A 26,905-nucleotide genomic window follows, 5' to 3' on the forward strand; every position below is an offset into this window, starting at 1 on the left:
CGCCTCCTCGGATAGTCGATAGAATACCACATTATCCGCGACAGTGGGGTCGTCCTGTGTAGAGTTCCCTGGAGTCCGTGGGTCACAGAGAGCTGTCGGCCCGAAGCGGAGGATCAGCGCTTCACGTCCGTCTCCTCACATTCTCCTGATATTCGACTGGCTTTCGCGGCCATCCAGACTAGATAGAGCCTGCGCCGGGCGGAACGATGCAGAAGGACCTGAACATGCCTGAACAGATTACCCTGAATAGACCTGAACAAATCAGATTGAACGACGGCTCCGCCATTCCGCAAATCGGCCTCGGCGTGTGGCAGGTCGATCCAGCCATCACCGCCAAGGTGGTGCGCTGGGGAATCGAGGCCGGCTACAGACTGATCGACACCGCCGAAGGCTATCAGAACGAAGAAGGTGTCGGGCAGGCAATCCGCTCGGCCGGCGTGCCGAGAAGCGAGTTGTTCATCACCTCGAAACTGCGCAACGGCGCACATCAGCGCGACGCCGCCTTGCGCGCCTTCGACGAGACGATGAGCAAGCTCGGGATCGAACAGATCGACCTGTTCCTGATCCACTGGCCGGTGCCCAGCCAGGACAGATATGTCGAGGCCTGGAAGACGCTGATCGAACTCAGGCAATCAGGCCGCATCAAGTCGATCGGCGTTTCGAACTTCAACCAGGACCATCTCGAACGGATCATCGGCGAGACCGGCGTCACGCCTACCGTCAACCAGATCGAGCTCCACCCCCGCTTCCAGCAGCGTGACAAACGCGAATTCCATGACAGGCACAACACCCGCATCGAAAGCTGGAGCCCGCTGGGCAGCGGCCGGCTGTTGAGCGATCCGACGCTTGAAAGCATTGCCAGGAAACACGGCAAGTCGGTGGCACAGACGATCGTCAGGTGGCACCTTCAGGAAGGGCTGATCGTCATTCCAAAGTCGATCCACCAGGATCGGATTGCCGCCAATTTCGATGTCTTCGATTTCGAGCTGGAAGCGAAAGACCTCGAGCTTATCCGGGGCATGGATTCGCCCGATGGCCGCACCGGCCCGAACCCCGCCACGGCCGCATTCCTGTTCTGAGGGCCGACAGTGAAGCTGCCGATCTCCCCCTTGTGGGGAGATGTCCGGCAGCACAGAGGGGGGCGCTGTCCCGCCGGCCTATTGAACTCGCCCGCTCATATCCCAACCCAGCGGGACCTCAGGCAGCCGGTTCACTGACGGAAAAAAGCTGCAGGCTGCCGGGAAGACCTGCAAGCTCCATCTCGCCATGCTCTTCAAAGGCCAGGCCGGAACCGGCCACGAGATCACGAACCGTGCGCGACGCGATGATCTCGCCCGGTCTGGCATCGTCGAGCAGATGCGATGCCAGCTGAATTGCAACACCGGTGAAGTCGTCTCCGCGCCTTTCGCATTCGCCAATATGGACTGCCGCGCGAACCTGAAGGTCTAACCTCTTCATCCGACGACGGACCGCGATTGCACATTGGATCGCCCGCGTTGGTCGCAGAAATACCGCGAGAAACCCGTTTCCGGTGCGGCTGATTTCCTGACCGTTAGCAAGATGCAATTCGTTGCGTATCTCGTCGTCGTGTCGCTGCATCAGATCGCGCCGCGCCCGGTCACCAGCGTTGACGGGAGCCGGCGGCAGCCCGACGATTTCCATGTGCAGCACCGTCACAAGCACGCGCTCGCTCGACGTTGCCGGCAGCGAGCCGGTGACAAAAGCCTGGATCTCGTCGACCAGACGATCGGAATTCTCCCCCCAGATTACGTGATCACGGCCGGCAAGCTCAATGTATCTGGCGCCTTCGATATGCGTTGCCAGGTAGCGCCCCTCTTCCGGTTTTACCCAGCGGTCGCCCGCCGTCTGCACGATCAGTGTCGGGACGTGAACGGTTGGGAGAAGGGCGCGAACATCGATTTCAGTGCCCCAGCGCCAGAGCGCGACCGCGTCGGCAGGCGAGGCTGAATTCCTAAGATACGCGGCGAACCATTCTCTCTCGAAACTGTCGTTCATCAGGCTGGGCGCGGCGTTGCTCATGTCCGCCGGCTCCCCCCACTGTCTCTCGACGGCGGCCAGATCTTCTTCTACCTGCTCGCTTGTCCTTGCCCAGGGATAATCCGGCGACCATCGGCCGCTGGCATAGGTTCCGTTGAGCACGAGAGCCGCTGTTCGTTCGGGATAGGTCGCCGCGAAAAGCATGCACATAGGCCCCCCTTCGGAGCTGCCGAACAGAACCGTTCGCTTTGATCCGACGGCATCCAACACCGCTCGCATGTCTTCCATCCGCTCTTCCAGCGTTGGCAAACCAACATTGCGATCGGACAGTCCGGTGCCTCGCTTGTCCATACGGATCAGGCGGGCAAAGGAACCGAGACGCTGGAGCATATGCGCCAGCCGGGGCGATGACCAGGCAAGGTCGAGGTTGGAGACCCACCCAGGCACATAGATCAGGTCGACCGGCCCGTCGCCGGTTACCTGATAGGCGATGTTGATTCCGGCCGATTTGACATAGTGGGCCGCGGGGCGCATCGGCTCGGCCCGGAACGCCGGGCGCTCACCTGTTCGGGCTGCCGACGTTGGCGGTGTGTGGGAAGGCGACACCGAGGCACCTATCCGGGTAGCGGCTTGCGGCGTCACGCGGCGCGTCCGCAGGTCATCATAGAGTTGCCGGGTCTCCGGCTCGGGCTGCAAGCGGAGCTGCAGTTGCAGCACATCACGGCAGCGCTCATACTGTTTCAGCGCGAGGTTAAAACGGCCCTGGGCGGCATAGGTCCGCATCAGGGCTCGGTGGATATCCTCCCGCAAGGGCTCCAAAGCCAGCAGGCGCACCGCCGCCCGCAGGCATGATGCAAGATCATTCGTTGCCGAATAGTGCGCGACGAGCTTCTCCAGCACGATGGTTGCGATTGCCCTCAATCGCTCGCGCTCCACTCTGAGCCAATCTTCGAACGGCTCCTCCTTCAGGCCGAACCCGTCGAGGAGGTCGCCACGATAGACGACGAGCGCCTGCTCGAGTTGCTCCGGTTCGGAGCCGGCGGCCAGCGACTCGAACCGCGCGACGTCGAAATCAAGATCGTCGAGATTGAGCGTAATGCTGTCGCCGTCGCTCAGAAACCTTTCGCCATCGGATGCGCCCATTCCTTTCCTTATGGCGGATAGGGCCTGTCGAAGGTTCATCCGGGCCTGGGTCTGGCTGTTGCCGCCCCACAAAAGCGCGGCGAGCTTCTCGCGCGATTGGGAGTGTCCGGATTGCAGGGCGAGATAAGCCAGCATGGCGCGAGCCTTGCGGCTGAAAACCGGGGCCACCGCTCCTCCGGCAAAGTCAAAGCCGCCTAACAGACAGAGATGAGGGTGCGCCATCGGATCCGCCACAGCCACAGCTTCTTTGCGATCCTTTCCTGTACTTGCCTCTATTTCAACCGTCATTTCGCCCGGCCTGGTGTTTTTCACGAATCCTTCACGCTGGCTCCACCGCGTTTCTCACGACGCAGGGAAGACAAGTGTCGGGAGACTGGTATCTCAGGAGGACGCTGTGCTACCCCCGACGGAATGGCCCATCTGGCATGATGATTCAAGGCAGGACCCGCAGCCGCGCGGCGGGCCACTGCGCCACGACATTGCGCTCGCGCGCTATCTTGAGAACCAGCGGGCCCGCCGGGCGTCAATGATCCAGGGGTTCGATTTCCGGACCGCCGCGGTCAGCTTGCGCGCACTTTTGGCGAATGCGGGTGGCCGTGGATATCGGCTCTTAGAGGTCCTGGGCATTCGGCCCTTTCATATCCCCGAGCCATCCACCAGCGGCACATCTTCTCCTTCCCAGGGGCTCGGCATCGATCCCTTGCTGAGATTGGCCGATGGCAGCGGCATCCAGCACTTCAGTTCGGGTTCGGCATATTCGACGATGCGTCCTGGAGACGAATCGGAAGCGCGCCAGCCTTCGCTGCCGAACTGATCGGCGCGGGCCCAGTAGGCCATGTCGACCTCGGCCGGCCCCTGCTCGGACGGCCGAACCGTGACAAGGATTCTGCTGCCGTCCCTTGGCGCGCTCGACATGTGGCGCCACTGATCGGGCTCGTCCATTGCATTTCCTCCTGCGATCTTCGCCTCGCCCGGATAGTCGCTTCGCGTTCGGAAGCGGTCAACCCGAACTTTTTTGCCTGAGGCAAAACCCTGCCCCGTCGTTGCGGAACAAGTCATGGCACGCCGGGTTTGGGCAAGTTGTTGAAGGAAGCAAAATGAGACCAGCGCCCCGACCGATCCTTAGCATTGTTGCATGGCAGGCCGCGCCTTTCGTTCCCCACCCGGTCCGATCGCAATGAGGCAGGCCGGTTCCGATCGTTCCACCCCACCGGAGGAGGGTAAAGGCGGAATAGGCCGCGCGCTCGGCCTCGGCCTGATAACAGGGGCGGCCGACGACGATTGTTCCGCAATAGGCACCTATGCCAGCGCCGGCGCCCGTTTCGGACCCGACCTGCTTTGGACGGCTCCGGTGACGTTGCCGATGATGTACGCGGTCGTCTACCTGTCGTCGAAGCTCGGTCAGGTATCCGGGCGCGGATTGTTCCACGTCATCAAGGACTTCTACCCGCGGTGGCTGCTCTGGTCGGTGCTCTTGGGTGTGCTCGTCGGCAACACCATCGAGGCAGCGGCGGATCTCGGTGGAATGGCGGCCGCGATCAACATCTTCGTGCCGCTTCCCATTCCGCTGATCGTGCTGTTCGTCGCAGCCCTCATCTTCGCCCTCCAGGTTTTTGGCTCCTATACTTTGATCCGCAACATCTTTCGCTGGCTGGCGCTGGCGCTGCTCGCCTATGTCGGTGCCGCCATTCTGGCCAAGCCGGACGCCGCGGCGGTGCTGCGCGGGACGCTGCTCCCCAGGATCGAATTCAACCGTGAGTTCCTGTCGATCCTGGTCGCCATCATCGGCACGACGCTGTCCGCCTATCTCTACACGTGGCAGTCCAATGAGGAGGTCGAGGAGGAGATTGCCCAGGGGCGGACAACGCTCAGGGAAAGGAAGGGCGCCACCGACAGCGAACTCCGTCGCTCTCGCCGGGACATCCTCATCGGCATGATGTTTTCAAATCTCATCATGTATTTCATCATCCTGTCGACGGGTGCTACGCTCTACAAGGCGGGCCACCACGATATCGACACGGCCGCGCAGGCGGCGGAGGCGCTGCGGCCGCTCGCCGGCCAGGCCGCAAGCGTTCTGTTCGCCGCAGGCGTGATTGGCGTCGGTTTCCTCGCGGTTCCTGTCATGACCACCGGCGCTGCCTATGATGTGGCGCAAGCCATCGGCTGGAAAAACAGCCTGCACGCCCAGGCTCGAGAGGCGCCCAAATTTTATCTCGCCATCGGATTTTTTACCGCGATCGCCGCCGGCCTCAACTTCCTTGGCTTCAATCCGATGAAGGCGCTGGTCTGGTCCGGCATCGTTCAAGGCTTCTCGACGCCGCCCTTGCTGCTGCTCATCATGCTGATGACGAACAACCGCAGGATCATGGGCGACCAGGTGAACAGCCGCAGCACCAACATACTCGGTTGGGCAACGACCGCCGCTATTTTCTCGGCGACGATCGGCCTGGTGGCAACCTGGTTCATGTGATCAGGCGGAAGCAAAGGGATGCCGCCGGTTGGATTACCCGTTCCCGCTTGCGGATTGTCCCAACTTTGCCGGTCTTGGAAATTCCACAACGTCGCCCGTGGGCCGCTTGTATTGTGCCGCGACAATTGCATCGATCAGGAGATCCAGAGCCGCACGAGCCGTGCGGCTCGTCTCGTCCTCGCCGCTCAAATAATGGCAGGCTCGTTCGAGGTGGAGGTGTGCGGCGGCAAAGTCGCTTGTCATAGGCTTCTCCTTGTTGCCCGCCGGCCGGCAAGATGACCGCCTCGATTTACCCAAAAGCAAATATCCACAGCCGGATTTGAATCAAATTGGCCTGACTCACCACATGCCGCGGACCCCACGCCAGCACCTTGGCCTGTGCCCGCGCCGCGTCCTCTCCGAGGGCCGCTAGGCCATCCAGGATCGTGGCATCAGGACATGGTTCCCCGACGTCGCGCCGGAGCGCCCGAGGGCGACTTGCCTGATATGTCCGGCCGGCTGTTCATGCGCTCTGTCCGACGCGCTACGCTATCGCGGCTGCAGGCGCTGCAGCGATCTTTCAGCGCGGTACGGCGCGTTGAATGAACCAATTGCGGGCGATGTGCAGCAAACTCAGTTCGCGCATCGCCCTGCTTTTGAAATTTTCTCGCTCTTTTAATTCTACAAACTCTCTAGACTTAAAATAGATCGCCAGACCCAAGATCTTAAAATAGAGCGCTTGAGAGGGAGCCAGGAATGTCGAAAAAGCTCGTTGTGGGGCTGTCGGGCAATTTGACCCGGCCATCGAAGACCAAGGCATTCGTCAGCCACATTGTCGGGCAGGCCGCCGAAAGCATCGGCGCGGCCTCGGCCGTCTTCGACATCGAGGATCTCGGCGCGTCCCTGCCGCAGGCAAGGCGCCTCGGCGACCTCGACCCGGCGGCGCGCAACATCGTCGAACGGCTGCTGGGCGCCGACATCCTGGTGGCCGGCTCGCCGACTTTCAAAGGCAGCTATACCGGGCTTTTCAAACACTTCTTCGACCTGCTCGACCCGTCATCGCTGAGGGGCAAGCCCGTCATCCTCGCCGCAACCGGCGGCGGCGAGCGCCATTCGCTGATCGTCGAGCACCAGCTGCGGCCGCTGTTCGGCTTCTTCGAGGCGCTGACCGTGCCGACTGCGATCTACGCCTCCGACAAGGACTTTGCCAATGGCGTGCTGGTGTCGGAAGCCATCCACGCCCGCGCCCGGCAGGCGGTCGCCGAGGCATGCCGGGTAACCGGAGTGCCCTACGGCGTCGGCCTTGCCGCCTGAACGCACCACCGACCCGAGATCCCCTTCCGATCCATCCAGGAGCACGCCGCTATGACCAGATCCAGCAAATCCAGGCAAATCAAACTGGGCGCTTTCCTGCCCGGAGGCGGACAGCATATCGCCGCCTGGCGCCACCCTGAGGCGCCGGCCGACGGCGCCACCAATTTCGAGTTCCACAGGCAGCTTGCCCTGACCGCTGAGCGCGGCCTGTTCGATGCCTATTTCCTCGCCGACAATCTGACGGTCGGTCTCGGCGCCCGCGAAGGTGGCAATGCCAAGATCGCCGGCTTCGAGCCGGTGACGCTGTTTGCCGCGCTGGCGCCACTCACCACGCATCTCGGCTTTATCGCCACCGCCTCGACCACCTACGAGGAGCCCTACACGCTCGCCCGCAAATTCGCCTCGCTCGATCATCTGTCGAATGGCCGCGCCGGCTGGAACGTCGTCACCTCGGCCGGCGACGAAACCGCGCGCAACTTCAATCGTGAGACGCAGCCTGCCCACGCCGAGCGCTATGCCCGTGCGCATGAGCATGTCGAGACGGTGAAGGCGCTGTGGGACAGCTGGGAGGACGACGCCTTCATCCGCGATAAGAAATCGGGGCGCTTCTACGACAAGGACAAGCTCCACGACATCGACCACAAGGGCGCGCATTTCAGCGTCAAGGGTCCGCTCAACGTGCCGCGCCCTGTGCAGGGGCACCCGGTGGTGGTGCAGGCGGGGCAATCGGAGGACGGCCGCAAGCTCGCCGCCCACTCGGCGGAAGTCATCTTCACCGCCCATCAGAACCTGGCGTCGGCGCAGGAATTCTACCGCGACATCAAGGCCCGCGTGGCGGCCGTCAGCCGCGATCCCGAGCAGGTGCTGATCATGCCCGGCGTAGCACCCTTCGTCGGCCGCACCGAAGAAGAAGCGCGCGCCAAATACCAGCAGCTGAACGATCTCATCCTGCCCGAAGACGGCGTCGCCCTGCTCAACGGGCTGGCCGGCCAGACGCTCGACATCAGGGGCTACCCGCTCGACGGCCCGCTGCCGCCGAGCAAGGAGACCGAAGGCATGAAGAGCCGCCAGGCGCTGATCCGCCAGATTGCCGACGAGCACAACTTCACCATCCGCCAGCTCTACCAATGGGTGGCAACGGCCCGCGGCCATTACACCGTCATCGGCAGCGCCACGCAGGTCGCCGACCAGCTGGAGGAGTGGTTCGGCAACGAAGCCGCCGACGGCTTCAACATCCTGCCGCCCTGGCTGCCCGGCGGGCTCGAGGACTTCGTCGAGCTGGTGATCCCCGAACTGCAGCGCCGCGGCCTGTTCCGCACCGCCTATGAAGGCAGGACGCTGCGCGAAAACCTCGGCCTCAGACGGCCGGAAAACCCGTGGACCGCCGCCCGCTCGGCCGTGCTGGCCGCCGAATAATCCCGAGAAGCCCAATACTTTCCAAGCAAGAGGCAAGACGATGACCTTGCAGCACATCGAAGAGGCCGCCAGCCTCGGCACGCGCGACACCACCACAAGCCTCGGCTCGGACTTCCTGCGCCTCGGCGGCCGGGCGGGAATTCGCTTCCTGTCGCGCTACGGCGCCCTCATTGCCTTCCTCGCAATCTGGCAAGTGTCGAGTAGCGCAGGGTGGGTCAACACGGCCGTGCTGCCGCCGATCGATACGATTGTCGCGGCACTTTGGAAGGGGTTGGCCGGCGGCACTCTGCTCGGTGACATCGCCATCAGCCTGCAGCGCGCCGGTCTCGCCTTCGCGGCCGCCGTGCTGGTCGCCATCCCGCTTGGCCTGTTCATGGGCCAGGTGCGCGCCGTCGAGACCGCGCTCGATCCCATCCTGCAGGTCTTCCGCCAGACCTCGGCGCTGGCGCTCTATCCCGTATTCATCCTGCTGCTTGGGCTCGGCGAAGCCTCCAAGGTGTTCGTCATCTTCTGGGCGACGCTGTTCCCGTTGCTGCTCAACACCATCGGCGGCGTCAAGCAGGTCGATCCGAAACTGCTGGAGATGGCCCGCGTCTATGGCGCCAGGCAGCTGACCGTCTTCCGCCGCGTCGTGCTGCCCGGCGCCGTGCCGTCGATCTTCGTTGGGCTGAGGCTCAGCGCCACCACGGCGCTGCTGCTGTTGATCGCCTCCGAAATGATCGGCGCCAACAAGGGCATCGGCTTTCAGGTGATGAACGCGCAGTACAACTTCCAGATCCCGCTGATGTTTGCGGCAATCGTCATCCTCGCCGGCCTCGGCCTGATCGCCAACCAGGCGCTGGTCAGCCTGCAGCGGCGGCTCTGCCGCTGGAGCAATGCCGTCGACTGACCACCCGCCCTTACCAATCTCAACCAGGCCAGAACTCAAACCAGGAAAGACCCGGACCATGAAAATCACCCGCCGTTCCCTGCTTGCCGGCGCGCCCTTCTCCGCCGGCCTTCTCGCCGCCGGCCTGCCGCGCTTCGCCTTTGCCGAAGCCGCACCCGTCAAGTTCCGCTCCCTCGCCAGCCGCGGCAGCATCTCTCCGCATGAGCTTGCCGGCGAGCTCGGCTATTTCAAAGGCCTCGGTATCGAGATCGAGAATGTCGGCTATTCCGGCGGCGGCCCGGAATCGTTGTTCGCGCTCGCCTCCGGCAGCGTCGATATCGGCTCGGCCGCAACCGCCGCCGTGATCAATTCGATTTCCGGTGGCAACGACTTCGTCGCCGTCTATCCGAGCAATGGCATCAACGGCAAGGTGCGAAGCGTCTTCTACGTGCTCGACGACAGCCCGATCAAATCGATCGCTGACATTGCCGGCAAGACCATCGCCGTCAACACGCTCGGCGCCCATCTCGACTACACGGTGCGCGAGGCGCTGCACAGCGTCGGCCTGTCGCCGGACGCCGCCAATCTCGTCGTCGTGCCCGGACCGCAACTCGAACAGACCTTGCGCTCCCGCCAGGTCGACATCGCAGCGCTCGGCTACTGGCAGGCGACCTTTGCCGGCGCGCTGGTCGACAATGGCGGCGTGCGTGGCGTGTTCAACGACACCGACGTGCTGGGCGAACTGGCCGGCGGCTTCGTCGTGCTCAGGCGCGACTTCATCGCCGCGCATCCCGACGCCGCCCGCAATTTCGTCGAGCAATCGGCGCGCGCCTCCGACTGGTCGCTGCAGAACCCCGACGAAGCGCGCAAGGTGCTCGCGACAATCCTCGACAAGCGCGGCGAAAACGGCGAGCTGGCGCGCTACTGGACCGGCTTCGGGCTGCGCCAGGGGGCCAAGGCGACGGACCGCGACATCGACTTCTGGGTCAGCGTGCTCGAGCGCGACGGTCGCCTGCCAAAGGGTAAGCTGAAGGCAACAGACATCCTCTACCGGCCCGGCGAAACCAAGACCAACTGACAAGGCCAACCGGCAGCTGGGAGACGAGCGCGATGAGCAGCACAAGCGGCGGTGAGGTCAGCATACGCGACCTGTCCAAATCGTTCAGCATCGGCGGGCGCTCGCTTGCCGTGCTGAGGACCCTCAACCTCGACATCCGCTCGGGCGAATGCCTGGTCATCGTCGGCGCCAGCGGATCTGGCAAGACCACGCTGCTGCGCATTCTTGCCGGGCTGGAGGCCGCCGACAGCGGCGGCGTCGCCATCGACGGCAAGCCGGTGCACGGCGTCGGCGCCGAGCGCGCGGTGATCTTCCAGGAACCGCGCCTGCTGCCCTGGCTGACCGTGCTCGGCAATGTCGCCTTCGGCCTCGAAGTGCGCGGCGTGCCGAAGGCCGAGGCCGAGGAACGGGCGCGTTTCTATATCGCGCTCGTCGGCCTCGCCGAATTCGGCGATGCTTTCCCAAGGCAGCTATCGGGCGGCATGGCGCAGCGCGTCGGCATCGCCCGCGCCTTGACCGTGCAGCCCGAAATCCTGCTGCTCGACGAGCCGCTGGGCGCGCTCGACGCGATGACCAAGATCGGCATGCAGGAGGAACTGGCGCGCATCTGGAGCGAGGAGAACGTCACCATGGTGATGGTAACGCACGACCTCGAGGAAGCGATCTACCTGGCCGACAGGGTGCTGATCCTGCCCAAGGAGAAAGGCGGCGCGGCGCGGCTGATCGACGTCGACCTGCCCCGCCCGCGCGAGCGCAGCGAAAGCCGCTTCGTACGCTACCGCGAAGAACTGCTGCGCGAATTCGGCCTGCACTGAAAGGCCCCCTACGCGATCTTGGGTTCCTCGCCCCGCAAAGCGGGGAGAGGTGGCTCGGCGAAGCCGAGACGGAGAGGGATCTTCCTTTTTGAAATCCCCTCCCCCGCGCTCTTTCCTGGAACCGGATTCCCCGCCCCCGCATTTCCTTAACCGGGAGACGAAGGAGCGCGGCATGAAAGCTTTGTTCGCAATCTTTGGCGGCTTCGTGCTGACGCTCGCCGTGTTCGCCAGCGGTCTCGCATTCGCCACCTGGCTATTGATAGCCAAGCCGGTGCGGCCGCCCGCCCCGGTCTCCAGCGTCGCCGAATTGTGGGCCAAGGATCCGCGCCCGGTAAACCCGGCCTCCCAGCGCCTCGAGCGCCTCCCGGCCCGCCCGGTCCCCGTTCGCACCTCGGAAGTTGATCGCACCTCCAAACCCGCCGACACCGCCGCAGCTTCGACACCCGACACCACCGCCACCGGCTCCATCCAGCCACCAGCGGAAGAGCAGCAAGCGCTGCCTGCCGCTCATGTCGAATGGTGCGCCAGCCGCTACCGCTCCTACCGGCCGGACGACAACCGCTACACATCCTACAGCGGCCAAGAGCGCCCCTGCATCTCGCCCTATCTCGACACCGCCGATGCCGGCAGCTACGTCGAGGCGAGCGATACGTCGTCAGTGGAGGGCTACCCGCGGCCGGACGAAACCGGCGACGCCGAGCTCTCATCGGACCACGTCCAATACTGCTTCAGCCGCTACCGGTCATATCGACCGGAAGACAATAGCTATCAGCCGTATTCCGGCGGGCCGCGTCGGCAGTGCGAGTAGGCAGGCCGGGCGCGGCTGGCGGCCGCAGGGCATGGCGCCTTGTGCGACCCCACCCAACGATCACGCAGATTTCTTGGATCGTTCGGGTTGGCGCGGCGTTCATCCGATACCCAAAGGAGAAATCAACATGGGCGACGACCGGGAAGACAAGATTCGTGAGCGCGCATACCAGATCTGGGAACGTGAAGGCGGGATCCATGGCGATCCCGAACGGCACTGGCACCGGGCCGAGGCCGAGATCGACAGGGAGGCAGCCCTGCCGCTGACGGCAGGCGATGCCCTGCCGGAAACCCGCGAGTTCGCGAGCTCCGACGTCTTGACGGTGGAGGCCCTGGCGGTGCGCACCGGCATATCGGGCGAACAGGCGCAGGAGCTGATCGACAGGCTGGGCAACGACCGGGCGGCTATCGAACAAGCCGCGCGCAACCTCAAGGGGAAGCAGCGGCTCGGGGAGTGACAGATGATCAGAAAACTCAAAGACGGAAAATACCGCCTCTATTCGCGCAAGAAGGACGAAAAGACCGGCAAGCGCCGCAATCTCGGGACGTTTGAAAGCCGCGAGGCTGCGGAGAAGCACGAACGTGAGGTGCAGTATTTCAAGAAGCATTGAGGCGGCGTTGGGCGTGTTGTCGCTTGCCAGGCAGCCGCGCCGGATGCCTGACGGAACCTGAGCCTGCGAAGACGGCGGCCACGCATCTCTGCGCCGGACAGTTTACGAGAACATGGTGCGTCCAGAAGCAGGTAGCGACGCCCATCGCGGTCGCCCGCGGATTTTAGCACGGTATGCAAATTGTTCAGAACCGTACCTGATGCACCTCGCGCAAGCGGCATAAACCTTTCAGTGACGAAGCGTTCGCTTGCAATGTGGGCGATGCCTCCACTAGTTTCTGGTCAAATTGAACAAAACCGGAACAAAAATGTCAAGGGCGAATTGAATTCGCGTTCGCCGTCCGGCGTGTTGCGCACCACAGGGCCTGGCTGGTTGGGATAGATGTCGATGGAGGGTTCGAGATTGCCGAGGATATCGCGCAAGGCGCGGGTCCACTGGCGAATGGCCTCCTGGCTGGTCGTGATATTGTAAAGATTGCACATTTCAGGCCGTTCCCGGATGCTTAGGCGTCTTGTTGGAAACGGCCCGGAATTTCCAGCGCTGTCCGTTAGGTTGCTGACACGGCAGGCCGTGTCAGCAATGGCTTTGTGAGACCTACCGCGCCGATTGTCTCATAGCTTGTGCGGCGACTGCCGCCAGAAAAGCCCTCGCCGCAGCATCGCAGGCCGCTCGAGACGGGCCTTTGGCGAAAAGAAGAAGCTCGGCGGCTCGAATGTTGAGCCCGTGCTTCCTTGCGAATGTGGCTAGATCGTAAGGCTTGTTGTCGTAAGGCTGGTCGTCGTAGTCGATCGTCAGATCGTAGTTTTCTCTCATTTTCTTCCTCCCGTTAGCGATCTTCCCCCCTCCTGTCGCTAACGCAAAATTAACGTCGATGGCGTCGGGCGAGTCCACCAATCAGAGATTGTGTAAAAAACGTACGAGCTCGGATGCTCGCCCTCGCCACGGCGCCGCGAGCAATCGCCGCGAGCCGGACCGCTCGAAAGAGCCGATTATGGGGGCACGTTGGAAAAGGCAGCCACGGCCTGGTGCCACGGGGTGTCCGCGACCCCTACCGTGCCTAATGGCCGTCATTTTCATCTTCCTGGCCCGGTGCGCAAAGCCGGCCTCGTTGGGTCAGCTAAAGAATAAATCCGGCTAATAACACCGTAAGGAGCAGTGACAGCGGAACAGCCGCAAGACACCAGATCTCCAACGTGTTGTTTTGCAGCGGGTCCATCGTCAGCCTCACTTTTTGGTTTCGTCATTGTGACACTAACGGTTGGTCGGAGGTAGCGGTTCCAAGCGACGCCGTTCATAGAGCGCTGTCTGTGCTGTATATTAGCAACACCTTGACGACCGCTGAGCCCCGTACCGCTTGGACAACTTCACTTGGCGCCGGATTGGTTGTGCATTCCGCAGGAATGCAAGCGCCCCTCCGCATCAGTCGTGCGGGGATCGATCACCGCCCATGATCAGCGCCGAGCAGGTCATGCCCCCGGAACCAATGACTGCGTCGACCTCCGGCCGAAGTTTCGCTACCGCCGAGCCGATCCGATGTTCACTCACAGCCAGCGATGCGCGTTTATAGGACCTAAGTCTGACCTGCCCGCGCAATGGTCTCGTGTACGGCCGGCGTCGGGAACAACTGCGGCCGTCTTTAGTTGATGGCGTCACCTCCTCGAGGAGACATCGGCGCAGAATCAGTCCCTTCATGCGCTGATTAGGGTCCGCCTGCCATTGATGGATTTGGCAGGCGGACCCTTGGTTCTGTACGCTCCAGGTCGAAAGCGGGTAAGCTCGGGACCACTCATCATCCCAGAAATTCTGCAGAGAGGCATGGCGGAGGGCTCCTCGCTCTGAGATGCTTGACCTGGCTTGACATCCGAGACGACCTCCCAGCGCGCGCACGCAGCGGGGGTCGCCCTCAGCGTTCCAGCGCCTCGTGCTGGTAAAGCTCGTCCATGCTGAGCGTCGCGAGCGCCGCGAAGGGCGCCTGCTTTTTCACGCGGCCGTGGCTCAGGATCACGACGTCGTCGCAGAACGAGATGGTGCTGCGATGGTGGCTGATGACGATGGTGGTGCGGCGGCCGGCGCGCGACTTCAGCGTCTCGACGATCGCCGCTTCCGACAGCCCGTCCACCGCATTGGTGGCTTCGTCGAGGATGAGGATATCGGGATCGCGCACCAGGGCCCTGGCCAGCGCGATCCGCTGCCGCTGTCCCGCCGAGAGGTTGACGCCGCGGTAGCCCACGACCGTCCTGTAGCCCTGCGGCAGTTGCTCGATGAAGCCATGCGCCTCGGCCAGCCTTGCGGCACGCTCGGCGTCATCGGCCGAGGCCGCGTCCTGGCCGTAGATGATGTTATCGAAAATCGTGCCGTCGACCAGTTCCAGCTCCTGGCTGGCGAGCGCGATGTGCTTTCGCCATTGGCTGGGGTCGATACGGTCGAGCGGCAATCCATCGACGAGTATCCTGCCGCTGTCTGGTTCGACGAAGCGGCACAGGAGATTGACGATCGTCGTCTTGCCGGCGCCCGAGCGGCCGATCAGCGCGGTCGAGCGGCCGCTGCGCAGGTCGAAGCTCGCCGCATGCAGCACCACCGCGCGCTGTTCGGAACCAGAATAGGTAAAGGTGACGTCCTCGAACTTGATGCCCTGGCTGAGCCCAGGGAACGCTGCGTCGCCTTGCGGCGGCTGGGGCTTGCCGGATGGGTCCAGCATCCACGTCACCTCTTCAAGCGATCCGCTCAGGCCTTGCAGCTGGCTCCAGGCCATTTGCAGCGACCGCATGTAGGGCTGCAGCCTGTAGAGCAGGATGACGAAGGCGACGATCAGCGGGAAGCTGACATTGGCGAACCAGGCGCCGATTACCACCGCCAGGAACAGCATGGCGTGCAGAACCTCGGTCAGCGGCGGCAACGCTCCCTGGCGCGTCAAAAGCACGAAGGCGGCGCGGCGCACCGCATCCGATGCCTGGTCGAATGCCGCCTTCTCGCGTTGCTCCTGGCCGAAGATGCGGATCAGCCGCCCGGCATGCACCAGATGCAGCATCTGCGATGCGAGCTGGCTGTTGCGGGAGGCGACGCTGCGGCTCGGCGCCTTCAGATTGGCCGACAGCATGGCGTGCGCGACCTGCACCAGCGCCAGCCCCAGCGTGACCAGCAGCGTCATCTGCCACGATAGAAGCAGCAGGAAGGTCAGGAGGATGATCGCGGCCGATGCGTTGACGATTGCTCCGAGCGTGATCTGGATGGCATCCGAGGCCCGCCAGGATTCGTTGGAGATGATGTTGAGCAGCCGTCCGGGACTTTGCTGCAGAAAGAACGGGTAGCCTACCCTAAGCAGCTGCTCCGACAGCGCGCTGCGGATCGAATGGCTGGCCTTGCCATAGATGAAGGTGGTCAGCAGCGTATTGGCGTAGGCGAACAGGTTCTTCAGCACGATCGAGCCGAGGATGGCGACCGATATGACGATCAGCCGGTCGCGCTCGCTCAGGCTCGATCCGACATGCTGGAAGACGGCGGAGAAGCCGGCCATGCCGGTCTGCCCCTGCCCCATGATTATGTTCAGCAACGGGATGATCAGGCCGATGCCGAACCCCTCAAGCGCCGCACTGAGCAGCCCGAGCACCACCACGGCCGGAAGCAGGCGCAACTGCTTTTGCCCGAGCGCGCGGCGCAGCATCGGCAGGCTGGGCGGCATCAGGCGCATGATTGCGGATCACCTCGCCTCGGCATTTGCCTGTTGCTCCTGTCGCATTTGCGCCGGCTGCGGCGATTTCACCACCGAAAGCACCGCGAACTTGGCCGCGCCGAGCAAGTTCATGCCGATGATCGGCCAGTGCGACAGCTTGAGTTCACGGTCGAACAGAGGGCCTTTCCTCAGTTCGCGCAAAGCCGCCCTCATGGACCAGTAGAAATGGCGAAGCAGCCACGGCGCGTGGCGGATATGTTTCAGGCAAAGCCCGCCATTGCCCATGCTGTAGTCGCGATGCAGCTTTTCGATGGCTTTGCGGTCGCGTCGGCCGTGATGGTGATAGATGGTCATGTCGGGCACATATTCGACCGGAATGCCGAGCAGCACCGCCCGCACGAGATAGTCCGTATCCTCGGCGGAGCGCAGTGGGCCGCCGGCGCCGAAGCGTTCGTCGAAACGCCCGATGCGGGCGGCGACATCGCGGTGCATCGTCATGTTGCAGCCAAGCACGAAGCCGCCGGGATGGACATCCGGCGTAAGCCGCGCGCGCACCGGCGACCGCTTGATCGTGAACGGCAGGTCGCGGGGATCGCCGATCTCGACGCGGCCGCCGCGGATGACCCGTTCGCCGGCCGCATAGTGCCGCTGCAGATCGCGCAGATAGTCCTTGTGGACTGCGCAATCATCATCGACGAAGACGAGCACGCGGCCCCGCGCCCGCTCCAGCCCGGCATTCCGCGCGGCGGCCAATCCGGGTCGCGGCTCGCAAATGGCGGTGAACGGGATGTCCGACAGTTCGGCGATGCTGGCCAGCCGTTTGGCGGTGCTGTCGGTCGAGCCGTTGTCGACAACCACCAGCTCGGCGGCAAAGTCGGCATGGGCACGACACGCGGCCTGGATCGACCTGATACAGGGCTCGAGCACGGCGACGCGGTCGCGTGTGCAGACAATGAAACTGACCGCCGGCGCCGGTCCTTGCTGCGGCCGCGGCGACATGGCCGCCGGAACCGTCGAGTGGCCGCGCTGCTGGAGGTGGTGCGATTTGACGAACATGCGTTGCTAGCTCAACTGGTTCGAAGGCAAAACCGCCGCGGCCGGCACGGATTGCAGATACCGCGACAGGGCGTCCACCTGCCTGGTGACCGACATCGAGGCGAGACTGAAGCGCGGCGCGAAGGCACCAGTGCGAAACACGTACTGCTCGCGGCGCCGGATGAGCTTCCATTTCGCGGTCCGTGTCAGGAATTCGTGCATCAGCAGCGGCTGTCTTTCTCCCGATATCAGCTGATAGAGGAAATAGAACAGGTTCAGCGTGCCAGCCTGGTAGCTCGGCCTCGTCTCGGCCGGCAGGGCGGCAATCCTTTCTTCCAGCGCAAGGATCCATTCGGCGGCACGGCGAACCGTGCCCATCGACAGGACCTCACCGATGTCGCGGAGGCCTTGCGTCTCTTGTGCGAGCCCTTCGCGCTCGAGGTTCTCGGCGACGATCTTCAAATGCGTCCTGCGCATTTCGCGTTTGTGCCTGTTGGTCACGCTGTCGTCATGGATACGATAGGCGATCAGACTTTCGGGGATCATGGCCGCCGGGTAGCGGTCGGTCAGCCGCCTGAACAGGTCGAAATCCTCGGCATGCTTGTAGCTTTCGTCATAAAATAGAACGCTCTCTTCGATGACCTTCCTGTTGTAGACGACCGTGGAATGCATGAAGATCGTGAAGAACATCGACAAGATGCGCAGGCTATTGTCCTGGAATATCGGATCGGGCGAACCCCTGACGATGCGGTTGCCGAGCAAGGTGTCGAAGCCTGCACCGCACAGCGCAAGGTCAGGCTGCTGGTTGAACAGCGCGACCTGCCGCGACAGGCGTTGGGGATAGGCGATGTCGTCGGCGTCCATCCTGGCGACCAGATCGCCGCGGGCCACGGCCAGGCCTTCGTTCAAAGTTGCGATCAGGCCGCGGTTTTCGCGTGAGATGATCGAGATGCGGCTGTCGGCCTGGCGATATTTCTGCAGGATCTGCAGCGAGTTGTCCGTCGAGCCGTCATCGATGGCGATGATCTCCAGACGATCGTAATCCTGGCGCAGGACGCTGCCCAGCGCAGCGGCGAGATAAGGTCCCGCATTGTAGATCGGCAGCAGAACGGAGACCAAGGGAGCAGTCATGATCAGCTCCGATCGGTTCGTTGCAGCTTGCGTGGCAACGGTGAAGTGCCACCATCAAGCGGCCTGCCCAGATATGCTCCCGCCGCGAGCCATCCGGCGTTGGTCGTATCGATGCCTGTCGGGAAGCCGGCTCGGCCTCTCCGGGCAACATAGGGGAAATGGCGCTTCAGGCTGTTGAGCGGCTTCTCGAAAAGCAGCCATGAAACCGAAGCCAGCATGAGCGTCACCGTTCCCGCCACGAGGAAGCGCCCTGGCCCTTGCTCCGAGACGTTGAGCGGAATCCAGGGCTGCGACTTGACGACGAGCGACAGCACTATCGGATGGTAGAGATAAACGCCGTAGCTGATGCGGCCAAGGCCAAGCAGCGGCGGCAGTTCGAGAAGTTTGCCGGCGTGGCCGCCAATGCCCGTCGAACAGCTTGCAACGATGACCACCAGCGGCACGAGAGGCAGGATCTGCAACAGCAGCCAGAGGCACCATTCCTGCACCGGATTTGCCGGCCCCGGCGCAAACCACTGCAGAACGAAAAACGCCGCGGCGAGCCCCGGCCAGCCAGCTCGAAGCCATTGCGGCAAGCCAGCAGCTCTTGACCGGTAAGCGGCAAGCAGCGCGCCTGACGCCAATGCATCCATCGACGCCGGCGGCAGCAGGTCACGCGCCAAACCGGGTGTTCCCGTGATCGGCCAATAAAACCGGTAGGCAAGCGACAGCCCGATAACGCTGACGCAGATCGCTTCGAGCCGCCGGCGCGGCGCCAGCAGGACGATCAACGGCCAGGCGATATAGAACTGCTCCTCGATGCTCAGGCTCCAGAAATGGCAGAGCAGCCAGGGCGTCCATTCATTCTGCGCTGCGTACCAGAAATTCGACAGATAGAGTGCGTGCCAGGCCAGCGATCCCCTGGACTGCTCCAGGTCCACCAGCCAGACGAAACCCAGCACGGCGAAATAGGGCGGGAATATCCGCAGCGCCCGCCTGATATAGAAGGATTTCAGCGCCGGTCCGGTTTCGAATTCGGCGGCCGAGCGGGCTTCCAGTAGCAGGCGGGTGATCAGAAAGCCGCTCAGCACGAAGAACAGGCGCACGCCGATATGGCCCCAGAACGAGGATCCTCCGGCCGCGAAGAAGTGTGCGTACAGCACCATCGTCACGGCGATGGCCCTCAGCGCGTCCAATTGGGTGTCGCGCGCATTTCCCATTAGCGGCGTGCGCCGGCGGGACGGCGAAACTGCCAATCGGTCAACATAGCGGCGTCGTTCACGGCGCATTTCCAATCGGAAGCGCCCCCCTCACGCAGGATAAGGCGCCACCATTGTGCAACGCAACACAAAAAGTTGACATATTTGAAACAGGAACGTGAGGCGCGGCTAATAAAAGCCAAAAAACAGCGGGAACCAGCCCGAATTGTCCATTTTTGACGATTTTCGCGCGCTGCCTTGGCCCGCCGATATCGGCGGCAGGGTGCTGCGATGCAGCATGTTCGCCGCCATCACGGAACGCGTGAAGCTGATCCGTTCGATCGCCGCCAGCGGCACGGGCGTCATCCTCGTCACACACGATCTCTCCACGGTGCGGGCGCTGGCCGACAGAATCGTGGTCCTCAGCCTCGGACGCGTGGCCTATGACGGATCCGCCAGGCACTTGAGCGCCGACCAGTTGTGGGGCCTGTGGCGAGCGGCACCCTCGCATCCGCCGGGCAGTAGAAGGCGCGTTTTGAAGCGGGGACCCGCTTCGCGCGAGCTTCCCGCTCCGGGCGACACTACGCCTCCTTGCCGGCATTCGCGAGCGCCACTGTGCGACGCTCCGGAAGCCCTATTCCGACGAGCGCGCCGGCGAGCGAGAGCAGAGCGGAGACGTCGATCGCCGCGGTGAAACCATCGCTGAACGCGTCGGTGGACGCGAAGCTCCCAGTCCCGGCGAACACCGCACCGGCGATCGCGATCCCGGATACGCCGCCCAGAAAGCGGAATGTATTGAACGTGCCGGCAGCCTTGCCGACCTCCGGCCGCGCGACCGCATTGAGAACCGCATTCTGTGCGGCAGGCACGGCCATCGACACGCCGGCACCAGTAATGATCAGGGGCGCGACTAGCTGGATGTAGGGCAGATCAGGTGCTGCGATCTGCGCCAGCCAGGCCATTCCAGCCGCTTGCAGGATCAATCCGGCCACCACAAGCCAGCGCTCGCCGACGCGGTTGATCAGGCTGCCGGCGATCGGTGCGACCACGAAAAGCGTGGCGGTCCAGGGCAGCAATCCCATGCCGGCCCCGAGCGGCCCACGGCTCTGGGCAAACTGCAGAAACTGCGGCAGCAGGAATACGAGGCCGTACATGGCGGCGCAGAGCAGGAAGTTCGCCCCTACGCCCGAGGAGAATGCGCGCGCCTGAAAGAACCGCAAAGGCAGCATGGGCTCACGGGTACGCAGCTGCCAAAGGACGAATGCGATGGCCAGAACCAGCCCTGCCGTCAGCGCCGACAGCACTTCAGAGCTGCTCCAGCCGACGATGTTGCCGCGCATCAGACCCCAGACCACTCCAAATGCCGCCGCAGTCACCAGCACGACGCCGAGGACATCGATAGCCGTGCCCGGCCCGTAACTCTCCGGAATCCGACGCAGCACCAGCGGGATGAGAACGATGCCGACCGGAACATTGAGCCAGAAGATCCAGTGCCAGGAGAGGCCTTCGGAGATCGCACCGCCCGCCATCGGACCGATGATCAGGGCCAGGCCGGTGATGCTGCTGAAGATACCCAGCGCCTTGCCTCGTTCCTCCGGGGGAAAAGCGACGCTCAGCAGCGCCATGGCCAGCGGCATGACCATTGCAGCACCCGCGCCCTGAACCGCACGGGCCGCAATCAGCAATCCGGCATTTCCGGCGAGCGCGCAGGCAACCGACGCTGCGACGAACAACGCCAATCCGGCAACGAGCGTACGGCGGCGACCGAACCGGTCACCGAGCGCAGCCCCGGTCATGAGCAGGACGGCAAAGCTCAAATTATAGGCGTTCATCGTCCATTGCAGCGTCTCCAGCGAGGCATCGAGTTCGACCCGCATCGTGCTCAATGCGGTCGCCACGACCATCGCATCGAGAACGACCATCAAGGAGCCTATCGACGTGAGGGCGAGAACCCAGACCTTCGTTGATCCCGCACTTTGCTTGCTCATGATTATGGCGCCTCCGGCTTGAACAGAGGGCCCGCCAGTCTCGCGGTCCCATGATCCAGAGACGCGGAGGCACCACCAAAGGATTCCAGCTAAAGAAAGTTTTTCGACCGAATCCTTTTGCCATCGTCGAGCGTCTATAAGACGCTGCGCCTCATGGCGGGCGCGCCTGCCCTGGGAGATACGCAATGAAATCGATCCTTGTGCGATGACCGGATCCGCATCCGGCACGCCAGAAGGACGGGAGCCATTTGACCGGCTGCTCGGCGAATTGCGGCCGAAACTGCACCGCTATTGTGCCCGCATGACCGGTTCGGTGATCGATGCCGAGGATGTCGTCCAGGAAGCTACGGTCAAGGCGCTCGAGGCGTTCCCAGGGACCGGACCGATAGCCAATGTCGAGGGCTGGCTGTTCCGCATCGCGCACAATGCAGCGCTCGACCACCTGCGCCGTCGCGCCAGGGTGGATGCCGCGCATGCCATCGAGCATATCGACATGATACCTGACCCCGGCATGTCGGCCGAGGGTCGACACACTGCAGCCGCAAGCCTGCAGACCTTCATGCGCCTCCCCGCGGCGCAGCGTAGCAGCGTCATCCTCATGGATGTGCTCGGCTATACGATCGAAGAGATCGGCAACATTATCGACAGCAGCGTTCCGGCGGTGAAAGCCGCACTGCATCGCGGCCGTCTGCGCCTGCGCGAAGTCGCCGGCGAGCCTGACGATCGGCCTGTGCCGGTGTTGGCCGAGCCCGAGCGGGCGCGTCTGGCAGCCTATGTGGAGCGGTTCAACGCCCGCGACTTCGATACGATCCGCGACATGCTGGCCGAGGACGTGCGGCTTGACCTCGTCAACCGGCTCCGGGCGAGCGGCCGCACGAAAGTGGGCCGGTACTTCCACAATTACGCGGGTATCCACGATTGGCGGCTGCTTCCAGGCCTGGTGGATCGGCACCCAGCCATACTTGTCATCGATCCGGATGACTCGGCCGGAGGGCCAAGATACTTTATCCTGCTGGAATGGACGGGCGACAGATTGGCGAGAATTCGCGATTTCCGCTATGCGCGCTACACGCTTGATGGCGCCGAGGTGGTGCCTCTGCGAGCATAGCAATTCGCTTTTCATAATGCCGAACAAGCACTGCCAGATCGCGGCCGCTTGCCATCCAAGCGGCCGCCCTTTTCTGCTGATCCGGCTTTAAGCCGGTTGCAACTCCCGGCGCGGCAGCGGCGGGAAGGCGATCGCAATCGCCATCGCGCCAAGCCCGACAAGGGCCGAGCCGATGAACAGCCAGGAATAGCTGGCATAGGCATCGAACACCATGCCGCCGGCGAGCGGGCCGAAAGCCATGCCGAGGCTGGACAGCATGGTTACGGCACCGAACACCGTGCCGAGGATGCGCTGGCCGAAATATTCGCGCGCCAGCACCGCATAGAGCGGCATGACACCGCCATAGGTGGCGCCGAAGATGACGGCGAGCGTGTAGAATTGACCAAGCTCGCTGACCGCCAGATAGGCGGCGATGACCACCGCCTGTATGGCCAGCCCGGTGATCAGCACCGGCTTGACGCCCAGCCGATCGGCAAGCACGCCGTAAAGCAGCCGGCCACCCAGCCCTGCCAGGCCCTCGATGCTGTAGATGCTGACCGCCGCCATCGGCGCTATGCCGCACAGCATCGCATAGCTCACCATATGGAAGATCGGCCCCGAATGCGCTGCGCAGCAGGCAAAGAAGGTCAGTCCCAACACGATGAATTGCGGCGAGCGCAGCGCCTGCGGAACCGTCATGCCGGCACCCTCGGCGGCAACGGTTGGGGCAGCGCCGTCGGCAGCGGGCTGGGGCGGCTGGCGCACCAGAAGCGCGGCCGGCAGTAGCAGCACCCACGCGGTTATGCCGATATCGAACATCGCCGTGCGCCAGTCATAGGCCGAAATCAGCCAGCGCGCGAAGGGCGAGATGGTCATTGGCGCTACGCCCATGCCGGCCGAGACCAGCGAGACCGCGAGGCTGCGGTTCGTGTCGAACCAGGCGGAGGTCAGCGCGATCATCGGCGCGAAGAAGGCGCTTGCCGCGAGGCCGACGAGCACGCCATAGGTCAGCTGGAAAACGAGCAGCGAGCCGGTGCGGCTGGCCAGGACCAGCGCCAGGCCAAGCAATACGGCGCCGGTCATGACAACGATGCGAGCGCCGAAGCGGTCGTAAATGGCGCCCCAGGCGAAGCCGCCGAGGCCCATTACCAGGAAGTTCAGCGTCATCGCACTCGATATGCCGGCGCGCGACCATTGTGTGTCGAGCGCCATCGGTTCGAGGAAGATCGCCAGCGAGAACATCGCCCCGAGGGCGACACAGGTCATCAGCGCGCCAGCCGCGACGATAACCCAACGATAGGGAAGGCTCATTTCACTTTTCTCCCATGCCGGAAGCGTTGATACGGCACGACCTTTTCGAGCTTCGCCGAGCCGCTTGCGTCCGAAGGACGTTGGAGACGTTTTGAATCCGACAATCCGGTTGCATTTTTTATCCAGTCAAGAAATTGCGCCGCTCAATTGCTCCATTGCATTGACCGTGCACAGTGCTGAGCTAGATTTCCAGCCTGGCGATAAGGAGCTATCAGGTATGGAACTTCATCGCGGCCGTCTCATCGACCACATCCAGTTGGTGGTCAGGGATCTCAAGGCCAGCCGGCGCTTTTACGAGGCGGTTTTCAAGGTGCTCGATATTCCGATCGGCGGCAGCGCCGAGGATTATTTCTGGGCCGACGAGCTGTTCATCTCCAGCCCCGACAGCCCGGCAGCCCAGGGAAAGCTGACGGGGCGCCACCACCTTGCCTTCCAGGCAAAGGACCGCGCCATGGTCGACGCCTTCTACAGGGCCGGCCTCGATGGCGGCGGCACGGACAATGGCGCACCGGGCGAGCGGCAGCACTACCATCCCGGCTACTACGCCGCCTTCCTGCTCGATCCCGACGGCAACAATATCGAGGCCGTCCACCACGGCCCGGCCAACCGCAGCGCCGAGTCAGTGAAGATTGCGTTCTGAAGATCGGGTGATGGGGCAAGAATCTTGCTTGCGACGGCGTCGGATCGGCTGCGGAGGTCATTCCGCCTTGCGCTATCGCATCAGCGCCGCCATCTGGCCCGCCAGGAAGTCGACGAACAGCCGCGCCCGGACGGGTAGCTGTCGCCCATACGCATGGACGATGTACACCGGCATGGTCGGCATCGCCACCTCGGGCAGGATGCGGACCAGGCGGCCCGTGTCGAGATCGTCCTGCACGGCAAACCGCATCAGATGCGCGATGCCGGCGCCGGCAAGTGCCGCATTGCGGATGGCACCACCATCATCGGTATCGAGCCGTCCGTCCGGCACGATCATCGTACCGTCGGCAAAAGTGACGGGATAGGGCCGGCCGGCCATCTGGTGGCGGACGAATTCGTGGTTCGGTAAATCCTCGACCGATGCCGGACGGCCGCGCCGCTCGACATAGGCCGGTGAGGCCACCAGCACGATCGGCAGATTGGCGATCTTGCGCGCGATGAGCCCGGTGTCCGAGAGCTGCCCCATGCGCACCGCAACGTCATAGCCTTCGCGGATCAGGTCGGCGTGGCGGTCGGTGACGCTGAGCTCTAGTTTGACTGCGCCATGCCGCGAAAGGAACGCCTGCGCCCATGCCGCGATCAGGCCGCGGCCGAGTTCGACCGGCGCTGTGACGCGCAGCAGGCCGCGCGCTGTATCGGCCAGCTGGACGATGTCTTCGGCATCGTCCAGCGCCCTGAGCAGCGGCGCCACGCGCTCGTAATAAGCGATGCCTTCACTGGTCAGCCCGAGCCGGCGCGTCGAGCGCTGGATCAGCCTGACGCCCAGCCGCCGCTCGAGCCGCGCCACGCTTTTCGACACCGCCGATGGGCTCGAGCCGACCAGCCGGCTGGCGGCATGGAACGAGCCGGCATCGACCGTGCGGACGAAGGCGACGAGGCCGGCGGTCTTTTCAAGGATGGTGGTCATTCAAGAATTCCAGGCACGAAAGAACGGATCATGATGATCCTAATACGCTTTTTGATCATCATTAAATACCGCTCATCGTCGACAAAGGAGAGATTGATGAGTAAGCTGAACGGCAAGGTCGCCATCGTCACCGGCGCCTCCAAGGGTATCGGCGCCGCCATTGCCAAGGGTCTTGCCACGGCCGGCGCCGCGGTGGTCGTCAACTACGCCTCGTCACGGGAAGGCGCCGACCGCGTCGTCGCCGAGATCGAGGACCGTGGCGGCCGCGCCGTCACCGTCCAGGGCGACGTGTCGCAAGCGGCCGACGTGCGCCGCCTGTTCGAGGCGGCGAAATCGGAGTTTGGCGGGCTCGACATCCTGGTCAACAATGCCGGCGTCTTCGCGTTCGAGCCGCTGGAAGCGGTTACCGAGGCCGAGTTCCACCGTGAGTTCGACACCAATGTGTTGGGCATCATTCTGACCACGCAAGCAGCAGTGAGCCATTTTGGCCCGGGCGGCGGCAGCATCATCAACATAAGCTCGGTTGCCAGCCGCAATCCGCAGCCGAACTCGCTCGTCTACGCCGCCACCAAGGGAGCGGTGGACACGATCACGCTGTCGATGTCGCGGGAGCTCGGCGCACGCAACATCCGCGTCAACGCGATCGCGCCCGGCGGCATCGATACCGAAGGCCTCGCGCGCATCGGCATCGTCGGCAGCGAATTCGAGAAGCAGATTATCGCCATGACCCCGCTCGGTCGCTTCGGCCTGCCCGATGACGTCGCCCGCGTCGCGGTGTACCTCGCTTCCGACGAGGCGTCATGGCTGACCGGCGAGCGCATCACCGCCTCGGGTGGCTGGCGATAGGCATCGAGGGCCAGGACCTGCCGTTTCGCGGACCATGCCCCACGCCGCGCGACGTCGAGGACCACCGCAATCGATGACGACAGCGATCTAAGCCCTATGTTTCAGCGACGGAGGAGCGCCGTGCGCTATCGATGACGGCGAGATGCCAGGGAGGTAACGGATGACGGGCGACGAAACAGCAATCCGAAAGCTGGTCGAGACGTGGATGGATGCGAGTAAGCGTGGAGACATCGCGACTGTCCTCAGCTTGATGACGGACGATGCGATCTTCATGGTTCCCGGCCGGGAACCCTTCGACAAGGAGATCTTCGCGGCGGCCGCGCAGGAGACGGCCGGCGTTCATATCGACGGCACGAGCGATATCGTGGAACTACAGCTTCTCGGCAATTGGGCCTTCATCCGCAGCCGCATCGACATGACCGCGACCCCGCCGAATGGCGAGCCGGTCCATCGATCGGGATATGCGCTGACGCTCCTGCGCAAGGAGCCAGATGGTGAGTGGCGGCTCGCGCGCGACGCTAACCTGCTGACCCTGCAAGGCTAGAGCCGGTCTCCGGCATCTCTGCACCAGGAGG

25 protein-coding genes and 1 pseudogene are annotated in these 26,905 nt (G+C 63.5%); 14 read left to right on the top strand and 12 right to left on the bottom strand.

The features are described 5' to 3' along the window. Positions 1–224 precede the first annotated feature (224 nt). The gene (locus NKG95_RS05310) at positions 225–1,079 is read left to right on the top strand and encodes an aldo/keto reductase (protein ID WP_353040127.1); all 855 of its coding nucleotides are present in this window, start codon (positions 225–227) and stop codon (positions 1,077–1,079) included. Positions 1,080–1,197: 118 nt separating this feature from the next. Here NKG95_RS05310 and NKG95_RS05315 read toward each other — a convergent pair whose 3' ends face one another. Together NKG95_RS05315 and NKG95_RS05320 are read right to left on the bottom strand one after the other, a co-directional pair. Continuing rightward, a complete protein-coding gene (locus NKG95_RS05315; RefSeq protein ID WP_353040128.1) occupies positions 1,198–3,453 on the bottom strand; it encodes an alpha/beta fold hydrolase in 2,256 nt (751 codons plus the stop codon). A 324-nt stretch (positions 3,454–3,777) separates the two neighbouring features. Further along, positions 3,778–4,083 (bottom strand): hypothetical protein, encoded by a 306-nt coding sequence (locus NKG95_RS05320; RefSeq protein WP_023722367.1) that lies wholly within the window; start codon positions 4,081–4,083, stop codon positions 3,778–3,780. Positions 4,084–4,318: 235 nt separating this feature from the next. Here NKG95_RS05320 and NKG95_RS05325 point away from each other — a divergent pair, with 235 nt between their 5' ends. The 9 genes from NKG95_RS05325 to NKG95_RS05365 all read left to right on the top strand — a co-directional run bounded on the left by NKG95_RS05325 (position 4,319) and on the right by NKG95_RS05365 (position 12,478). Further along, positions 4,319–5,611, top strand: a complete 1,293-nt coding sequence (locus tag NKG95_RS05325) for an Nramp family divalent metal transporter (protein ID WP_353040129.1) — start codon at positions 4,319–4,321, stop codon at positions 5,609–5,611. Between the two features lie 735 nt (positions 5,612–6,346). Then, positions 6,347–6,904, top strand: coding sequence for an FMN reductase (msuE, locus tag NKG95_RS05330; protein WP_023677302.1), 558 nt, complete (start codon positions 6,347–6,349; stop codon positions 6,902–6,904). A 51-nt stretch (positions 6,905–6,955) separates the two neighbouring features. Continuing rightward, on the top strand, positions 6,956–8,320 hold the full coding sequence (locus NKG95_RS05335; RefSeq protein WP_353022404.1) for an LLM class flavin-dependent oxidoreductase: 1,365 nt from the start codon (positions 6,956–6,958) through the stop codon (positions 8,318–8,320). 40 nt (positions 8,321–8,360) lie between these two features. Continuing rightward, complete coding sequence (locus tag NKG95_RS05340; protein ID WP_353022402.1) at positions 8,361–9,209, top strand: ABC transporter permease; 849 nt, start codon at positions 8,361–8,363, stop codon at positions 9,207–9,209. Between the two features lie 58 nt (positions 9,210–9,267). Further along, complete coding sequence (locus NKG95_RS05345; RefSeq protein ID WP_353022400.1) at positions 9,268–10,266, top strand: ABC transporter substrate-binding protein; 999 nt, start codon at positions 9,268–9,270, stop codon at positions 10,264–10,266. A 32-nt stretch (positions 10,267–10,298) separates the two neighbouring features. Next, positions 10,299–11,060, top strand: coding sequence for an ABC transporter ATP-binding protein (locus NKG95_RS05350; RefSeq protein ID WP_353040130.1), 762 nt, complete (start codon positions 10,299–10,301; stop codon positions 11,058–11,060). Positions 11,061–11,232: 172 nt separating this feature from the next. Beyond that, positions 11,233–11,868, top strand: a complete 636-nt coding sequence (locus tag NKG95_RS05355; protein WP_353040131.1) for a BA14K family protein — start codon at positions 11,233–11,235, stop codon at positions 11,866–11,868. 127 nt (positions 11,869–11,995) lie between these two features. Further along, positions 11,996–12,325: a DUF2934 domain-containing protein gene (locus NKG95_RS05360; RefSeq protein WP_353040132.1), complete on the top strand. Its 330-nt coding sequence runs from the start codon at positions 11,996–11,998 to the stop codon at positions 12,323–12,325. A gap of 3 nt (positions 12,326–12,328) precedes the next feature. Continuing rightward, entirely contained in the window at positions 12,329–12,478 is a 150-nt protein-coding gene (locus NKG95_RS05365) for a hypothetical protein (protein ID WP_353040133.1), read from the top strand. 326 nt (positions 12,479–12,804) lie between these two features. On the opposite strand, the pseudogene NKG95_RS05370 reads toward NKG95_RS05365, so the two are convergent. The 8 genes and pseudogenes from NKG95_RS05370 to NKG95_RS05405 all read right to left on the bottom strand — a co-directional run. Then, positions 12,805–12,960: pseudogene (locus tag NKG95_RS05370) on the bottom strand (SOS response-associated peptidase); the annotation flags it as partial. Positions 12,961–13,072: 112 nt separating this feature from the next. Next, positions 13,073–13,291, bottom strand: coding sequence for a hypothetical protein (locus tag NKG95_RS05375; RefSeq protein WP_352788161.1), 219 nt, complete (start codon positions 13,289–13,291; stop codon positions 13,073–13,075). A 1,090-nt stretch (positions 13,292–14,381) separates the two neighbouring features. Then, entirely contained in the window at positions 14,382–16,166 is a 1,785-nt protein-coding gene (locus tag NKG95_RS05380; protein ID WP_502913920.1) for an ABC transporter ATP-binding protein, read from the bottom strand. A gap of 9 nt (positions 16,167–16,175) precedes the next feature. Next, complete coding sequence (locus NKG95_RS05385) at positions 16,176–17,147, bottom strand: glycosyltransferase family 2 protein (RefSeq protein ID WP_353040236.1); 972 nt, start codon at positions 17,145–17,147, stop codon at positions 16,176–16,178. A 63-nt stretch (positions 17,148–17,210) separates the two neighbouring features. Then, the gene (locus tag NKG95_RS05390) at positions 17,211–18,314 is read right to left on the bottom strand and encodes a glycosyltransferase family 2 protein (RefSeq protein WP_353040134.1); all 1,104 of its coding nucleotides are present in this window, start codon (positions 18,312–18,314) and stop codon (positions 17,211–17,213) included. Positions 18,315–18,316: 2 nt separating this feature from the next. Continuing rightward, entirely contained in the window at positions 18,317–19,513 is a 1,197-nt protein-coding gene (locus NKG95_RS05395; protein WP_353040135.1) for an acyltransferase family protein, read from the bottom strand. A gap of 168 nt (positions 19,514–19,681) precedes the next feature. After that, positions 19,682–19,849, bottom strand: coding sequence for a hypothetical protein (locus tag NKG95_RS05400; protein ID WP_353040136.1), 168 nt, complete (start codon positions 19,847–19,849; stop codon positions 19,682–19,684). Positions 19,850–20,073: 224 nt separating this feature from the next. Next, positions 20,074–21,480 (bottom strand): DHA2 family efflux MFS transporter permease subunit, encoded by a 1,407-nt coding sequence (locus NKG95_RS05405; RefSeq protein ID WP_353040137.1) that lies wholly within the window; start codon positions 21,478–21,480, stop codon positions 20,074–20,076. A gap of 205 nt (positions 21,481–21,685) precedes the next feature. Between NKG95_RS05405 and NKG95_RS05410 the strand changes: the two genes are divergently transcribed. Then, entirely contained in the window at positions 21,686–22,588 is a 903-nt protein-coding gene (locus tag NKG95_RS05410; protein ID WP_353040138.1) for a sigma-70 family RNA polymerase sigma factor, read from the top strand. 87 nt (positions 22,589–22,675) lie between these two features. Here NKG95_RS05410 and NKG95_RS05415 read toward each other — a convergent pair whose 3' ends face one another. Then, the gene (locus NKG95_RS05415) at positions 22,676–23,878 is read right to left on the bottom strand and encodes an MFS transporter (RefSeq protein WP_023722387.1); all 1,203 of its coding nucleotides are present in this window, start codon (positions 23,876–23,878) and stop codon (positions 22,676–22,678) included. 217 nt (positions 23,879–24,095) lie between these two features. Between NKG95_RS05415 and NKG95_RS05420 the strand changes: the two genes are divergently transcribed. Next, positions 24,096–24,518, top strand: a complete 423-nt coding sequence (locus NKG95_RS05420; RefSeq protein ID WP_023722388.1) for a VOC family protein — start codon at positions 24,096–24,098, stop codon at positions 24,516–24,518. A gap of 72 nt (positions 24,519–24,590) precedes the next feature. Here NKG95_RS05420 and NKG95_RS05425 read toward each other — a convergent pair whose 3' ends face one another. Then, positions 24,591–25,484, bottom strand: a complete 894-nt coding sequence (locus tag NKG95_RS05425) for a LysR family transcriptional regulator (RefSeq protein ID WP_353040139.1) — start codon at positions 25,482–25,484, stop codon at positions 24,591–24,593. 96 nt (positions 25,485–25,580) lie between these two features. Between NKG95_RS05425 and NKG95_RS05430 the strand changes: the two genes are divergently transcribed. Together NKG95_RS05430 and NKG95_RS05435 are read left to right on the top strand one after the other, a co-directional pair. Beyond that, entirely contained in the window at positions 25,581–26,330 is a 750-nt protein-coding gene (locus tag NKG95_RS05430; protein WP_353040140.1) for an SDR family NAD(P)-dependent oxidoreductase, read from the top strand. Positions 26,331–26,490: 160 nt separating this feature from the next. After that, positions 26,491–26,874 carry a YybH family protein gene (locus tag NKG95_RS05435; RefSeq protein WP_023722391.1) on the top strand — a complete coding sequence of 128 codons (384 nt, stop codon included), beginning with the start codon at positions 26,491–26,493 and terminating at the stop codon, positions 26,872–26,874. Positions 26,875–26,905 lie beyond the last annotated feature (31 nt).

The organism is Mesorhizobium sp. M1423 (assembly GCF_040317575.1).
In the GTDB taxonomy this organism is placed as follows: Bacteria; Pseudomonadota; Alphaproteobacteria; order Rhizobiales; family Rhizobiaceae; genus Mesorhizobium.